This is a genomic window from Gottfriedia sp. NPDC058432, assembly GCF_042721555.1.
In the GTDB taxonomy this organism is placed as follows: domain Bacteria; phylum Bacillota; class Bacilli; order Bacillales; family Bacillaceae_G; genus Gottfriedia.
In genome coordinates this window covers 40,416-54,423 of sequence record NZ_JBHXLC010000018.1, presented here as the reverse complement: position 1 = coordinate 54,423, position 14,008 = coordinate 40,416, and the positions used below count along the sequence as shown (strand labels likewise).

14 protein-coding genes are annotated in these 14,008 nt (G+C 30.8%); 9 read left to right on the top strand and 5 right to left on the bottom strand.

Translation table 11 applies throughout. The features are described from left to right. Window positions 1-88 precede the first annotated feature (88 nt). The gene (locus ACFWM3_RS17125) at window positions 89-1,240 is read left to right on the top strand and encodes a THUMP domain-containing class I SAM-dependent RNA methyltransferase (protein ID WP_390312216.1); all 1,152 of its coding nucleotides are present in this window, start codon (window positions 89-91) and stop codon (window positions 1,238-1,240) included. 124 nt (window positions 1,241-1,364) lie between these two features. Here ACFWM3_RS17125 and ACFWM3_RS17120 read toward each other — a convergent pair whose 3' ends face one another. Next, window positions 1,365-1,583 (bottom strand): hypothetical protein, encoded by a 219-nt coding sequence (locus tag ACFWM3_RS17120; protein WP_056466565.1) that lies wholly within the window; start codon window positions 1,581-1,583, stop codon window positions 1,365-1,367. Window positions 1,584-1,751: 168 nt separating this feature from the next. Between ACFWM3_RS17120 and ACFWM3_RS17115 the strand changes: the two genes are divergently transcribed. Both ACFWM3_RS17115 and ACFWM3_RS17110 read left to right on the top strand, forming a co-directional pair. Continuing rightward, the gene (locus ACFWM3_RS17115; protein WP_390312215.1) at window positions 1,752-2,678 is read left to right on the top strand and encodes a Gfo/Idh/MocA family protein; all 927 of its coding nucleotides are present in this window, start codon (window positions 1,752-1,754) and stop codon (window positions 2,676-2,678) included. A gap of 247 nt (window positions 2,679-2,925) precedes the next feature. Continuing rightward, on the top strand, window positions 2,926-4,857 hold the full coding sequence (locus ACFWM3_RS17110) for an ATP-dependent DNA helicase (RefSeq protein ID WP_390312214.1): 1,932 nt from the start codon (window positions 2,926-2,928) through the stop codon (window positions 4,855-4,857). 33 nt (window positions 4,858-4,890) lie between these two features. Here ACFWM3_RS17110 and ACFWM3_RS17105 read toward each other — a convergent pair whose 3' ends face one another. Beyond that, window positions 4,891-5,511: an NAD(P)-dependent oxidoreductase gene (locus ACFWM3_RS17105; RefSeq protein WP_390312213.1), complete on the bottom strand. Its 621-nt coding sequence runs from the start codon at window positions 5,509-5,511 to the stop codon at window positions 4,891-4,893. A gap of 158 nt (window positions 5,512-5,669) precedes the next feature. On the opposite strand from ACFWM3_RS17105, the gene ACFWM3_RS17100 reads away from it, so the two are divergent. Continuing rightward, the gene (locus ACFWM3_RS17100; protein WP_390312233.1) at window positions 5,670-7,190 is read left to right on the top strand and encodes a carboxypeptidase M32; all 1,521 of its coding nucleotides are present in this window, start codon (window positions 5,670-5,672) and stop codon (window positions 7,188-7,190) included. 360 nt (window positions 7,191-7,550) lie between these two features. Further along, complete coding sequence (locus ACFWM3_RS17095) at window positions 7,551-7,754, top strand: aspartyl-phosphate phosphatase Spo0E family protein (RefSeq protein WP_056466554.1); 204 nt, start codon at window positions 7,551-7,553, stop codon at window positions 7,752-7,754. A gap of 297 nt (window positions 7,755-8,051) precedes the next feature. On the opposite strand, the gene ACFWM3_RS17090 is transcribed toward ACFWM3_RS17095, so the two are convergent. Continuing rightward, entirely contained in the window at window positions 8,052-8,243 is a 192-nt protein-coding gene (locus tag ACFWM3_RS17090; RefSeq protein WP_056466551.1) for a hypothetical protein, read from the bottom strand. A 317-nt stretch (window positions 8,244-8,560) separates the two neighbouring features. Between ACFWM3_RS17090 and ACFWM3_RS17085 the strand changes: the two genes are divergently transcribed. Beyond that, window positions 8,561-9,022: an RDD family protein gene (locus tag ACFWM3_RS17085; RefSeq protein WP_390312212.1), complete on the top strand. Its 462-nt coding sequence runs from the start codon at window positions 8,561-8,563 to the stop codon at window positions 9,020-9,022. A gap of 64 nt (window positions 9,023-9,086) precedes the next feature. Here the strand turns inward: ACFWM3_RS17085 and ACFWM3_RS17080 are convergent, their stop codons facing one another. Further along, complete coding sequence (locus ACFWM3_RS17080; protein ID WP_390312211.1) at window positions 9,087-9,605, bottom strand: SRPBCC family protein; 519 nt, start codon at window positions 9,603-9,605, stop codon at window positions 9,087-9,089. Between the two features lie 215 nt (window positions 9,606-9,820). After that, a complete protein-coding gene (locus tag ACFWM3_RS17075) occupies window positions 9,821-10,132 on the bottom strand; it encodes an ArsR/SmtB family transcription factor (protein WP_025671541.1) in 312 nt (103 codons plus the stop codon). Between the two features lie 233 nt (window positions 10,133-10,365). Between ACFWM3_RS17075 and ACFWM3_RS17070 the strand changes: the two genes are divergently transcribed. The 3 genes from ACFWM3_RS17070 (at window position 10,366) to ACFWM3_RS17060 (ending at window position 13,740) form a co-directional block, all read left to right on the top strand. Continuing rightward, window positions 10,366-11,895 (top strand): carboxypeptidase M32, encoded by a 1,530-nt coding sequence (locus ACFWM3_RS17070; protein WP_390312210.1) that lies wholly within the window; start codon window positions 10,366-10,368, stop codon window positions 11,893-11,895. Between the two features lie 250 nt (window positions 11,896-12,145). Further along, entirely contained in the window at window positions 12,146-13,237 is a 1,092-nt protein-coding gene (locus ACFWM3_RS17065) for a type III polyketide synthase (protein WP_056466538.1), read from the top strand. Then, window positions 13,237-13,740, top strand: a complete 504-nt coding sequence (locus ACFWM3_RS17060; protein ID WP_390312209.1) for an isoprenylcysteine carboxyl methyltransferase family protein — start codon at window positions 13,237-13,239, stop codon at window positions 13,738-13,740. The genes ACFWM3_RS17065 and ACFWM3_RS17060 overlap by 1 nt, the downstream gene beginning before the upstream one ends. The last annotated feature ends 268 nt before the right edge of the window (window positions 13,741-14,008 follow it).

Below are 14,008 nucleotides of genomic sequence, written 5' to 3'. Positions count from 1 at the left end.
CGTAAATTGTTCATAATGAAAATAGGAATTAAAATGAAAATATGAAAAGAAAAGTTCATTCTTAATTTGAATGAGATAGGTGGTAAAATTGGCGAAATATACATTAATTGCTACTGCTGCAATGGGTATCGAAGCCCTAGTCGCTAGAGAAATAAAAAGCCTAGGTTTTGAAGATGTAGTAGTTGAAAATGGTCGAGTATTATTTAAAGCGGATGAAGCTGGAATTGTGAAAGCGAATTTGTGGCTAAGAACAGCTGACCGAGTGAAACTTCGTGTTGGTGAATTTAAGGCAACCTCATTTGATGAATTATTTGAAAAAACAAAAGCCTTACCTTGGCATATGTTTATACCAAGAAACGGTCAATTTCCTGTATCAGGAAAATCTCATAAATCAAAATTATTTTCAGTATCAGATTGCCAAGCAATCGTCAAAAAAGCAATTGTTGATAAATTAAAAACAATCCAAAATATTCAAGGTATGTTAATTGAAGATGGTCCATTATTCCGAGTGGAAGTCTCTATTTTAAAAGATATCGTAACATTAACGATTGATACTACTGGTCGTGAAGGCTTACATAAAAGAGGATATCGCGTAGATCAAGGTGAAGCACCATTAAAAGAAACACTTGCTGCATCATTAGTATTACTAACGAATTGGAATGCTGATTTACCTTTTGTTGATCCATTTTGTGGATCTGGTACGATTCCAATTGAAGCTGCATTAATTGGACATAATATTGCTCCAGGATCGTTTAGAAGCTTTGCGTCTGAAGATTGGCACTGGATCGGCAAAAAAAGATGGAATGAAGCAAGACAAGAAGCAGAAGACTTAGCAAACTATGATCAAAAACTTGAAATAATCGGATCAGATATTGATCATCGAATGATTAATGTTTCAAAAGCGAATGCTGATGAAGTTGGATTATCAGATACAATCGCTTTTAAACAAATGCAAGTAAAAGACTTTACTACTAAATCTGAGTATGGATATGTTGTTACAAACCCACCATATGGTGAGCGATTAAACGATCGTCCTTACGTTGAAAAGTTATATTCAGATATGGGGAATGTTTTTACAAAATTAGATACATGGTCAGCGTATGTACTAACTAGTCATGAGGGATTTGAACAATTTTACGGTAAACCTGCAACAAAAAAACGTAAATTATTTAATGGCTTCATTAAAACTGACTATTATCAATACTTTGGAAAAAGACCTCCAAGAAAAATCGAAGAGTAAAAATTTAAAAGGGTGTTCCCAATTGTCGATTAGACGATTGGGGCACCTTTTATTTATAATATCTTATTTCGGTAAAGTTTTTACGAACAAAATTTGAACAAAAATTGTATTAGATTTATCAATATCATAAATTTATTGAAGGGACAATTCTAAATCCATGATTTTTTTCAAGTAAGTGTGCAACATGCCAATTCGTTTCTGCAGTACTTTTATATTGAGTGACTAGATCATGGAATTCATGACTAGTGAAACTCTTTTCATGCTGAAGCAAATAAAGGTCCCTTACAACACTTATATCATCATTCGTATCAAAATTAGTCTGAATTAAAGAATATAAGTACAAATAAACACCTCCAAACTACCATTTTTATCACTATTTTATAGATTTCCCGATAATTTGAATGTTATTGCCATTAGATTATCTGGAAATATAATCATTTTTTTATTAAGAAGAATGATTATTTGTTACAATAAATCTAGAAAAGTAACCCAATTTAAAGGACTGATCAAAATGAAAAAACTACGTATCGGGATGGTAGGATTAGGCAATATTGCACAAAAAGCATATTTACCAATTCTTACAAAAGAAGAAAACTGGGATTTTATCGGTGCATTTTCACCAAATAAAGAAAAGCGTAAGAAAATATGTTCACAATATCGAATTCATGATTTTGAAAGTTTGGATTTACTTGCAGAACAAAGTGACGCAGTATTTGTACATAGTTCAACTAGTTCACATTTTGAGGTAGTATCGTATTTATTAAATAAAGGTAAAGATGTATATGTTGATAAACCACTAGCAGCTACATTGCCAGAGTCAGAAAAATTAACTGAATTAAGTATTAAACTAAATAGAAAACTTATGGTTGGATTCAACCGCCGATTCTGTCCAATGTATGTGCAGGCAAAAGAAGAGGCAAAGAATATAGCGTTAATTAGATTTGAAAAGCATCGAGAGAATAAAATCGGGTCTAATTCATTCGAGTTTACGATGCTGGATGATTATTTACATTTGGTTGATACAATTAGATGGTTTGCAGACGGAGAAGTTAACTTGATTAATGGAAGGGTTCAACTTACTCATACTAATCAACTAGAGTATGCTACACACCAATATGAATCGTTAGAAGGAACTACAATTAATACAGTAATGCACCGAAAGTCAGGAACAAATCTTGAGCGCTTAGAATTAATTAATGAAGGTTCGATTATAAGGGTAAAAAATATGAACAACTTTGAAATCGAAAAAAATAACACAATTAGTAATTCGTTTTCATCATCATGGGACACAACATTAAAACAAAGAGGTTTTGAGGATTGTATTAAACATTTTATCAATTGCATTTACTCTGATGAAAATCCATCGATTAATGGTGAAGAAGCATTAAAATCTCAAATGATTGTTGAAGAAATGATAAAACAAGCAAAAGGTTGGTAAAAATAACTAAGGGGAGATTAAGGAGTATTATGAATTTAAAGCAATGTACACTTTTAATTCGTTCCTAATTCACAGATTCCTTAGTCTTTAAGTGATCATGCCTTATTTCCCTTGCCTTTCCCTCACTTTTTTTGTATGATAGCGGGTAGAGACAATTTTTAAATAATATAATGGATCGAATAAATTTGCAAAATTAAAGTTCTCACAAGAGGACTTTTTCTTTTTAATTTACATTTTGGGGGTAGCAATGAGTCATTCAACTAAATTACCTTTTGAGGTAGGAAAGCAAGACCAATTCATTGAAAAGCTAGGGGAGTGGATTGGGGACGTTTTTTACGATTTATTACCAGATGCAGGCTATGAATTAAGAGATGAGCAAATCTTTATGGCTTATCAAGTTGAAAGAGCTTTTAAAGAAAAGAAAGTTATTTTTGCTGAAGCAGGTGTTGGTACAGGTAAAACGTTTGTCTATTTGCTATATTGTTTATGCTATGCAAGATATACTGGTAAGCCAGCTATTATCGCATGTGCTGATGAATCTTTAATCGAGCAGCTAGTAAAGAAAAATGGGGACATTGAAAAATTATCGAATGCTTTAAATTTATCAATTGATGTTAGATTAGCTAAATCAACTACAAATTATTTATGTTTAAAAAAATTAGATTTACAGCGTTCGGAAATTGACGTATCGGATGCCGTTTTAGGAGTTTATGAAAATTTACCAAGCTTTGTAAATGATTATGGAACACTCCAAAAATTTACTCCATATGGGGACCGTACTGAATATAAGGATCTAACAGATGAAGAGTGGGATACAATTTCATATGATTATTTCCAGGATTGTTCTACTTGTGAACAAAGACATAGATGTGGACAAACTCTATCAAGAGAACATTATCGTAAAGCAACTGACTTAATTGTCTGCTCACAAGAATTTTATATGGAGCATATTTGGACGGTAGAATCTAGAAAACGTGAAGGTCAATTGCCATTACTACCTAATCCAAGTTGTGTAGTATTTGATGAAGGACATTTACTTGAATTTGCAAGTCAAAAATCGTTAACATATCGACTTCAACAAGAAACATTAAACACATTTTTATCATTTTTAATGCAATCAGGTACGCGTGAAAGTTTCCAACAGTTACTAGAAGATACATTAGAAACGTATGATCAATTCTTTTTTGAATTAGATAATAATACTGAAGAAGTTGAAGGATCTAGACGTTTTAAACTGAATATGAATGAAAGATTAATTAAGTTAGCAAGGAGATTAAAATCTCAAATTAGTAGTATTGGTGATGAATTAGTCTTTGAAAGTGAAATGTATACGATTGATGAATATCAGTTAAACATTGTTGATGAGCATTTAGATGATGTTGAGCGTTGCTTAAATTTATTTATTAATGAAATTACAGCGATTCAATGGATTGAATATAATCAAAATGAATTAACACTTGTCATCATGCCAAAGGCTGTAAATGAGCTTCTACAAGAAAAAGTATTTAATCAGAAAATGCCGATTGTATTTTCATCTGCAACTCTTTCTCAAAATAGTTCTTTTGATTATATCGCAGGTAGTTTAGGGATAAAAGATTACTTATCATTTTCGGTTAATTCTCCGTTTGACTATGATGAACAAATGAAAATAGAGTTAAATCAAGTTGACCCAACCAAAATTGAGGAAAAAAATGAAAAGATTATTGAGAAGTTAAAGGATAATAACGGAAGTACATTAATTCTCTTCAATTCAACTCAAGAAATGAAAAAGTTTAAACTGCAAGTTGAAAAAGAAAAATTAGACTTCAATTTATACTTTGAAGGTGAAGAAGAAATTAGTTCAATTGTACAAAAATTCCAAGAAGATACTAGCGCATCTTTATGTGCAGTTCATTTATGGGAAGGATTAGATATTCAAGGAATGTCACTAAGTCAAGTGATCATTCACGCGCTACCATTCCCGCCAAATGATCCAGTATTCCAATCAAAACGTCAAAATGCACAGAACCCTTACTTCGAGATCGATGAGCCGTATATGTTATTAAGATTACGCCAAGGAATTGGACGACTAATTCGTAGTCATGAAGATAAAGGAAGAATCGTTTTATTTATCGAGAATGATCTAAACAAGGAAACGAAAGAAAAAATCTTAAATAGTTTGCCTGTTAATCCATCTTAAAAATCTTAAAAAGCTAGCATTCGCTAGCTTTTTTTAATTACAAATTCCAACTCTAGAGTTACTAAAATTGCATTCGAAAAATTCCTTAAATGCGAAAAAAGCCGTATCTCCAGTCGTAATACGTTGGCCATCAATCGGTAAATAATTCTTTTCAGCACGAATATCTTTCGTTATTGGACCATCTGGTAAGTAAGTAGGGCAAACAATCGTCCAATTTAACTGACTATGGTTTAATAAGTTATATGCTTTTTCATGATCAGTTGCTGCGGTTGTTGATTTTCGTTTTGATTCAGAGCTTAAATAACGAAGAATTGTTGGATCAACTCTTGATTGTAAAATACCTGCAGTTCCAATTGTAACGATCCTACCTATTTTTTTCATTTCCAGAAGAGGGATTAGTAGTCCCATAGTTCTAGATAAAATATTTTCACTGCCAGTATTTAATGCAGAAATTACTCCATCTACGTTTTCTAAAGCTAAATTTAAATCATTTTCATTTAGCGTATTTCCTTTTAAAACTGTAAGAGCTTCATGATTAATCGTTATTTTTTGTTCATCTCTTACTAAAGCAATTACTTCACATTTAGCTTCTAATAATAAATCCACTAAAAAAGAACCGACTCTTCCAGTTGCTCCTAATAATAATATTTTCATAACATCACCTTGCTGTATTGTACAATACTTTTATTAAACATGTCTTTTAAAGAAACTTAATCATTTGAATTCTGTTAACGAAAGTGCTTTTGAAGCTTAATATTAATTCGATATAAAAGTTATGATAGAATGAAATTAACAATATTTAGAAATGAGTGATAAATATGGCAAATAATAAGATACAAGAAGAATTCATTGAATATTTAAAGAAAATCGAGAATTATAATGAAGCAATTAATGTTATGTATTGGGACCTAAGAACTGGAGCTCCTAAAAATGGTGCTGAACAAAGATCAAATGTCATCAGTCAAATTTCTGCTGAAGTATTTGAAATGACGACATCAAGTACAATGGAAAACTATTTAAATTTATTAGAAAAAGAAATAGGTACTGGCAACTTAAATGAAGTCATTGAAAAATCTGTTAAGGAATGTAGAAAAAATTATGACTTAAATTGTAAAATCCCTAAAAATGAATATGCAGAATATGTAAAGCTTTGTTCATTAAGTGAAAATGCTTGGGAAGATGCTAAAAATGAAGGTGACTTTAGTAAGTTTCAACCATATTTAGAAAAAATTGTAGCGATGAAAAAACAATTCATTGAATATTGGGGCTATAAAGAAAAGAAATATGATACCTTATTAAGCTTTTATGAGCCTGGTATGACAACTGGGAAGCTTGATGAAGTATTTGGGAAAGTAAGAGAAAGTCTTGTACCACTAGTTGCAAAAATTTCAAAATCACAAACTAGACTAATTCGCGAAGAATTGTCACAACCAATCTCAATTGAAATTCAAAAAGAAGTAAGTGAAGATATTCTTGAAAAATTAGGTTATAATTTCGATTCTGGTCGTTTAGATGAAACAGTTCACCCATTTCAGATTACGTTAAATCCTGGTGATGTTCGTGTAACAACGAAATATATAGAAGATAACTTTATGAGTGCGCTTTTTGGAACCATTCACGAATGTGGCCATGCACTTTATGAGCAAAATTTATCATCGAATTTAATTGGGACACCATTATGTGAAGGTGCATCGATGGGAATTCACGAGTCTCAATCACTATTCTTTGAAAATATGATTGGAAGAAGTAAAGAGTTTTGGGAAACACAGTATGAAAATTTAATCGCGAAAACTGGCGATTATTTTAAAAATTTATCGGTTGAAGAATTTTATAAAGCAATAAACCATAGTGAGCCTTCATTAATTCGAATTGAAGCGGACGAGTGTACATACCCATTGCATATAATGGTTCGATATGAAATTGAAAAAGAACTGTTTGATGGTGATTTACAAGTAAAGGATTTACCAAAAGTATGGAATGAAAAAATGGAAGAATACTTAGGAGTCGTTCCATCAAACGATCGAGAAGGCGTTCTACAAGATGTTCACTGGGCAGGTGGAGATTTTGGTTATTTTCCTTCGTATGCTTTAGGTGCAATGTATGCAGCGCAGTTTAAGAATAAAATGAAACAGGATTTAACCGATTATGAATCGATTTTAAAAAGCGGTGAGATTCATCAAATTGTAAATTGGCTAACACTTAATATTCACCAATATGGAAAACTAAAAGAACCGAAAGAAATTTTAGTAGATGTTACAGGGGAAGAATTAAATGTTAAATACTTTATTGAATACTTAGAAGATAAGTACACTAAATTGTATAATTTAGCATAATCTTATTCGTATGGGGAGGTTCTTAATAAATCTCCCTATACAAAACATTAAAGCAAACATAAATAAATGATTAATTCAAACTTATTAATTTTTTATGTTTTTTTAATAAGTTCAAAGAATAGACATATTTAGATATTTAATAAATTGCTTTTTTATAGTATAGTAGATAAAAATGAAAGCGTGTTCACGGTTACTTATTAAGAAGAGTTGAATTTAATAAGGGGAAATATTGAAGTTTTAAAGGAAGCCTAATTAAGTTCAAGAAATATTCACATTTAGAGAGTCTTAAGATATTTTTTTATAGTATTATAGATAAAAATGAAAGCGTGTTCATACTTTTTTGAAAAGGAGGTAATTTGAATGTTTTTTAGAACAGCCAGATCTTTAGAACGAAATATTGAAGAAAAACGAATCAAGTTGCAAGAAGCTCAAAATCAAAATAATGACAATCATCATGAAGTAGTAAAGATTCGTCATCAGTTGGACACTGATTTAAGAGAACTACAGAAATTGTTGAAAACGGTTGCAGGTAAACAATCAAAAATTAATATTAAACCAATATGATAAAATAGTACATAGATCACAAAAAAAATTTTGTGGTCTTATTTTTTTGCTCTTTTCGCATATTTTATTGCTTTCTTAAACAAAAAATAAACCTTGGATAAACAAGGTTTTTCTCCGTTAAATGCGCAATTTAGTCGATCTACTAATTAGTTACTTTCATATTTTTTATTTCGTCTAAATAAAAAAGTAAACCCAAAAATATATCCTATAAAAAATCCTAATGCATGACCGTACTGTCCATCTTGATTTATCGAAATATTCCTAATAAAACCTCATGCTACGTAAAATTCAAACTTATTATTTCTCATTTTTGAAAATGATAAATGCTAAGAGAAAACTGAAAAAAGTGATTAAGCCAGCAACTATACCAGCAATATAGCGATTACTATAATGTATATAACTTTCTAACACAGTAATTGCAATTGAAGAAAAGGCACATGCAAATAATGCTTGAGTAATACTCATTTTTCCTGTCAAAATTTTCTTCATTAAATATCTCCTTTGTAAATTTCTATTTAATTTTAATAATTCTACTTAATAGTAATTAGTCCTTTTTAAATGAAATATCTTAATAAGAAGAGGGAGACTTGTCATAGATCAATAGTCAAAATTTTCATCTCTTTTTTAGTTTGTTTATCAACCGAACATTAAAAATTATCATGTAGTGAAAAAACAACTTATGCAGCTTGTATAAAAAAATTAAATCAAATAGTTAAAAATCACTAATCAAAAACAAAACTTCCTAAGTATAATAGAGTATATCGATTAATATCCATTTTTTTATAAAATGTGGAATGAGGTTCTAGATGGATTTCGAACAGGCAAGTCGTTTTAGAAGATTGTTTGCAGCTTGGATCGATGGCTCATTAAATCTTTTATTTTCTAAATTAGGGTTAATAATACTTGGGTTAGAAAGTAAAGACATTTTAGATTTTTTTATGTTTAGTAGTAAGCAACTGTTTCTATATTCAATTTGGTCGCTATTATTTATTTTCCTATTTTATGTCATAGTACCTACTTATTTTTGGAACGGACAAACAATAGGAAAAAGATTATTAAGTATTATGGTTGTGAAGGATACAGAAGACTTAGTTGATTTCAAAACAATGACATTACGCTCGATATTTGCTTTTGGTTGCCAGCTAAATTTGCCAATATTTATAGTGGTAATTGGAATTTTGTATCTCGTTGATCTATTTTTTATCTTCCGAAAAGATCGGAAAACATTGCATGATTTAATCGCTAAAACGAAAGTTGTTTATTATTAAAAAGCACTAAAAAAATACCCTTTAAAGCTATTTACAAGCTTTAAAGGGTATTTTTGCATTTATCTTATAATGAAGTTTTAGCTAAATATGCATCTAGTTGGTCAAAAGTACCAGTAAAGCCTTGTTGCATAGAATCTTTATTTGCAATAAATGCTGCAACTTCTTCATCAGTAGCATTGATTGGAAAACCTTTTAATGTAATAGTTGTTTTCCCATCATTTTCTTCTAAAGTTAAAGTATTTTGAATTTCCAATGGCCAAACTTCAAAGAATGGAGCACGGACCATATTACCTTCTTGATCAGAGAATGAATTAACAAATACAATTTTCTCAGGTTCAATAATTTCACCAAAAACAAATAATCCCCACATTACGAATCCTTCTGGAGATTCCATTTTATAGTGGAATTTACCTCCTTGTCTAAATTCTAACGTTGCTACATCCATTTCAAAGCCTGTTGGACCCCACCAATTTTTAAGATGGTCTGCTTCTGACCAAACCTTGAATACTAATTCACGTGGCGCATCTACAACCCTTGTTAAGACTAATCCTTGCTCATCTACATTAAACGTATTTTTACTCATTATTAATTCCTCCATTTATTTTATATTGATTAAAAAATCTGCTAGGCTGCTTAAAGTCTGTTTTCCGTCTTCTATTGCGCCGTATTCTTCAACAACTTTATTGCGAATTTCTACAGATGCAAAAAGTGATGTCATAGTAAGTAATGTTTTCCCTGTACTTCTCCTTTCAAAAATAGTTAATACAAATCAAATTGTGTGCGTTGAATAAGTCATGATTATTTGCCTTGTAATTTTTTTAAATAATCGTCCAATTGATCGAATCTCTGTTCCCAGACGTGTCGGAATGACTTAATCCACGAATCCATTTCTTTTAGCGGCTGGGGTCTTAGTTTATAAATTCTTTTATTGGCGATTGGTTGAACTTCGACAAGCCCAGCTTCGCTTAGAACGCGAAGATGCTTTGAAACCTGTGGTTGTTTAAGTCCTAAGCTTTCAGCAATTTCCCCGACTGATAAAGGACCGTCACGTAAGAGTTCGACAATCTGTAAACGGTTCGGCTCTGCAAGAGCAATTAAAGTCGAATTCATAAATCGAATATACCTCACGTGGAATATTCCTGTCAAGGAATATTCGGAATGCAAATTTTGTGTTGATCAAAAAAGGATTCAAAGACTTGAGTAGTATATACGAAGTGATTTGACAATATCCGTTTTGTCGAGAAATATTATTTAAAAAGTGAGATAATTCTTCTTAATCCATCTATTTTTTATGTTACTATTTAGCTGACTCAAAAATTTGATATTTAAAGGTGGGTGTTTTGATGAGCTTAAAAGATTATGAGGCTTCGTTTTTAGAGTATGTAAGAAAAATGTTAAACATTGAAGAAGCAATTGGTGTTTTATATTGGGATCTTCGAACAGGTGCACCAAAAAATGCTGTTAGTCAGCGTTCAAATGTAATTAGTCAATTATCAGCCGATGTATTTAAAATGAGTACTTCAAAAGATATGGCTCACTATTTAATTACAATGGAAGAAGCCATTAGTGCAGGTAAATGTTCGTTAGAAGTTGAAAAAACTGTAAAATATTTAAGAAAGCAATACGATCAAAATACGAAAATACCAGTTGATGAGTTTGAAGCCTTTGTAAAATGCCAAGCAATTTCTGAGAGTGTTTGGGCAGAAGCGAAGGAAGAAAATAATTTTGCTAAATTTGAACCTTATTTAACTGAAATAATTGAGTATAAACGTAAATTCATTGAATATTTAGGATATAAGGACTGTAAATATGATACATATTTAGATCAATATGAACCTGGAATGACTGTAAATAAACTGGACGAAGTATTTTCAGAAGTAAGAAATAAATTAGTACCGATTGTTAAAGCTGTAGCGACAAGTGGGAAAAACTTTGAAAAAGAAGAGATTAAAGCATTCGTTTCAATGCAAAAACAAAAAGAAATATGTGAGCAACTATTAGCTTCTCTTGGTTATAATTTTGATGCCGGAAGATTAGACCCTACTCCACATCCTTTTGCTACTTCTCTTAATTTAGGTGATGTTCGAGTAACAACGAAATATCATGAAAATAATTTTGAAAAAGCCATGTTTAGTACAATTCATGAATGTGGTCATGCTCTATATGAGCAAAACATTTCCAAAGATTTGGAAGGTTTACCGATCGCTCAAGGAGCATCTTTAGGTATTCATGAATCTCAGTCCCTTTTATATGAAAAGATAATTGGACAAAGCTATGAATTCTGGAAATCAAATTATCCAAAGTTAAAAGAGCAACTTAATGGAGTGCTAGATAATGTTACTTTAGATGAATTTTATAAAGTCATAAATCATAGTAAGCCATCTTTTATTCGTATTGAAGCTGATGAATTAACTTATCCTTTACACGTAATGATTCGTTATGAAATTGAAAAGGATTTATTAGATGGCAAAATTCAGGTTACTGATCTTCCTTCAATTTGGAATCAAAAAATGGAGGAGTATTTAGGAATAATTCCTAAAACTGATCGAGAAGGTGTTTTACAGGACGTACATTGGTCGATGGGGCATTTTGGATACTTTCCAACTTATGCATTAGGTGCAATGTATGCTGCTCAAATTAAAGCAACAATGGAAAGAGAATTACCAAATTTTAATGAATTAGTTGAAACGAATGATTTTCAAACAATTCTTGATTGGTTAAAAGTGAATATTCACCAATATGGTGCAATGAAAGAACCGCAACAAATTTTGAAGGATGTTACTGGTGAAGAATTGAATGTTAAATATTTTGTAGATTATTTAGAATCAAAATACACAAAATTATATGAGTTGGAAGAAGTAAATAAATCATAAACGTGTATTAGAAGCGTTATGAGGGCTATTTCAGAATCGTTTTAATGGAAATAATTGCGAATGTAGATTTGAGTAAAATGAGATATACTAAAACTGCACAACAGAAAGAAAACTCCTTTGAAACGCTTAGACAATTCTTATTATTTGTTCATGGTCCATGAATGAATAGCGAATTGTCTTTTTTTGCATTTATAAAAGAATAATTTTCCAATTTTAAACAAAAGGTAATGACTACAAGGAGTGGAAAATTATGCCTTTAATTTTATCTGTTGGAAAAGCTGTACCTAAATATAAAATCGATCAGGAAAATGTAGTACCTTTTATTCGAGATCTTTTTTTGAAAAGATATCCTTCAATTGATCGTTTATTATCTGTATTTCAAAATGGTGAGATTCAAAGTCGATATATTGCTAAGGAGCTTCCTTGGTATAGCGAAGAGCATAGCTTTGAGCAAAAAAATCAGGCATACACTGAAATCTCGATTGAATTGTCGATAGAAGCGATTAAAAATTGTGTGACGAGTAATGAATTTTTATCTTCAGAAGTTCAATATGAAGAAATTGATGGAATTATTTTTGTATCTTCAACTGGTATTTCTACACCCACAATTGATGCTCATATAGCTAATATCCTGCCATTTAATTCTTCAATTAAAAGAATACCAATATGGGGGCTAGGATGTGCAGGTGGTGCTAGTGGTATTTCAAGAGCATTTGATTATTGTAAAGCCCATCCAAAGTCAAATATTTTACTAGTTGCAGTTGAATTATGTAGTTTAACATTTCAAAAAGAAGATCTGTCCAAGAGTAATATAATAGGAACTTCACTATTTGCTGATGGAGCAGCAGCGGTACTAGTTATTGGCGATGAAAGTGATTTGAAAAATCGAACGATACATAAATCTTTGCCGTCAATTGAACAAACTAACTCAACTCTAATGCCAAATTCATTAGACGTAATGGGATGGGATGTTCGGAATGATGGTTTATTTGTCATTTTTTCTAGGGATATTCCATCGATTGTTAAAAGTTGGTTACAACCAGTTGTTACAACCTTTCTAACGGAAAATGAACTAACGATAAGGGATATAACTCACTTCATTGCTCATCCTGGAGGGAAAAAAGTATTGGATGCTTATATTGAATCTTTAGATCTTTCCGAAGCGAATATCGGAATATCCTTAAATATTTTAAAATCATATGGAAATATGTCATCTTGTACTGTTTTATTTGTGTTATCTGAGTTTATGAAGTTAGGAAAAACGAATGAGTACGGACTTCTTTGTGCTTTAGGACCAGGATTTAGTTCAGAGTTATCTTTGTTAAAGTGGGTAGAATGCTAATGTTAAAGATTATTTTTTTATTCATCATCATACAAAGAGTGATTGAGCTAGGTATAGCAAAGAAAAATGAAAAAAAATTAAAAATGCGGGGTGCACTTGAATTTGGCCAAGAGCATTATAAATTTTTTATCATCTTACATAACATGTTTTTTATATCAATTTTAATTGAGAATTATTTCATTCAATATATAGAAATTGGATTTTTAACATTTCTCCTAATCGTTTTTGTCATTTTACAATTAGCAAGGGTATGGGTTATTTCTACGTTGGGGGAAAGATGGAATACAAAAATCATCATTTTACCTAATGAAAAATTAGTAAAACGTGGGCTTTATAAATATATCAAGCATCCAAATTACATAATCGTTACAATTGAATTATTAGTAATACCAATTATGTTTCATGCGTATATTACAACTGTAATCTTTTCTGTTTGTAATTTAATTTTATTAAAAGTAAGAATCCGAGAAGAAAATAAAGCGCTTTTACAATCAATCGAATAGTTATTGACAAATGGAAAATAACTGATTATGATTAATGTAGAATGAAAATCATTATCAACTTCGAAAGGTTGTGCGTCAAATGGTTCTTGGATTTGTGTCAGCTACAATTCTTTTATACTTTTTATTAACTAAATATGTACTTAAACAAGTTCAAAACTAGGTGATGTTACCTAGTTTTTTTTATTTTATATGCATATGCCTATACATTCTTCTTCCAAATTAATATATATGGGGATAAAATAATGCTAGGGAAAATATTTGAGTATGA

What these genes read in the sequence shown, in the direction of transcription:
- ACFWM3_RS17095 (WP_056466554.1), top strand. Translation starts at nt 7,551, where the DNA reads ATGTTTTTTAGAACAGCCAGATCTTTAGAACGAAATATTGAAGAAAAA.
- ACFWM3_RS17070 (WP_390312210.1), top strand. Translation starts at nt 10,366, where the DNA reads ATGAGCTTAAAAGATTATGAGGCTTCGTTTTTAGAGTATGTAAGAAAA.
- ACFWM3_RS17060 (WP_390312209.1), top strand. Translation starts at nt 13,237, where the DNA reads ATGTTAAAGATTATTTTTTTATTCATCATCATACAAAGAGTGATTGAG.
- ACFWM3_RS17065 (WP_056466538.1), top strand. Translation starts at nt 12,146, where the DNA reads ATGCCTTTAATTTTATCTGTTGGAAAAGCTGTACCTAAATATAAAATC.
- ACFWM3_RS17115 (WP_390312215.1), top strand. Translation starts at nt 1,752, where the DNA reads ATGAAAAAACTACGTATCGGGATGGTAGGATTAGGCAATATTGCACAA.
- ACFWM3_RS17080 (WP_390312211.1), bottom strand. Translation starts at nt 9,605, where the DNA reads ATGAGTAAAAATACGTTTAATGTAGATGAGCAAGGATTAGTCTTAACA.
- ACFWM3_RS17105 (WP_390312213.1), bottom strand. Translation starts at nt 5,511, where the DNA reads ATGAAAATATTATTATTAGGAGCAACTGGAAGAGTCGGTTCTTTTTTA.
- ACFWM3_RS17090 (WP_056466551.1), bottom strand. Translation starts at nt 8,243, where the DNA reads ATGAAGAAAATTTTGACAGGAAAAATGAGTATTACTCAAGCATTATTT.
- ACFWM3_RS17110 (WP_390312214.1), top strand. Translation starts at nt 2,926, where the DNA reads ATGAGTCATTCAACTAAATTACCTTTTGAGGTAGGAAAGCAAGACCAA.
- ACFWM3_RS17075 (WP_025671541.1), bottom strand. Translation starts at nt 10,132, where the DNA reads ATGAATTCGACTTTAATTGCTCTTGCAGAGCCGAACCGTTTACAGATT.
- ACFWM3_RS17085 (WP_390312212.1), top strand. Translation starts at nt 8,561, where the DNA reads ATGGATTTCGAACAGGCAAGTCGTTTTAGAAGATTGTTTGCAGCTTGG.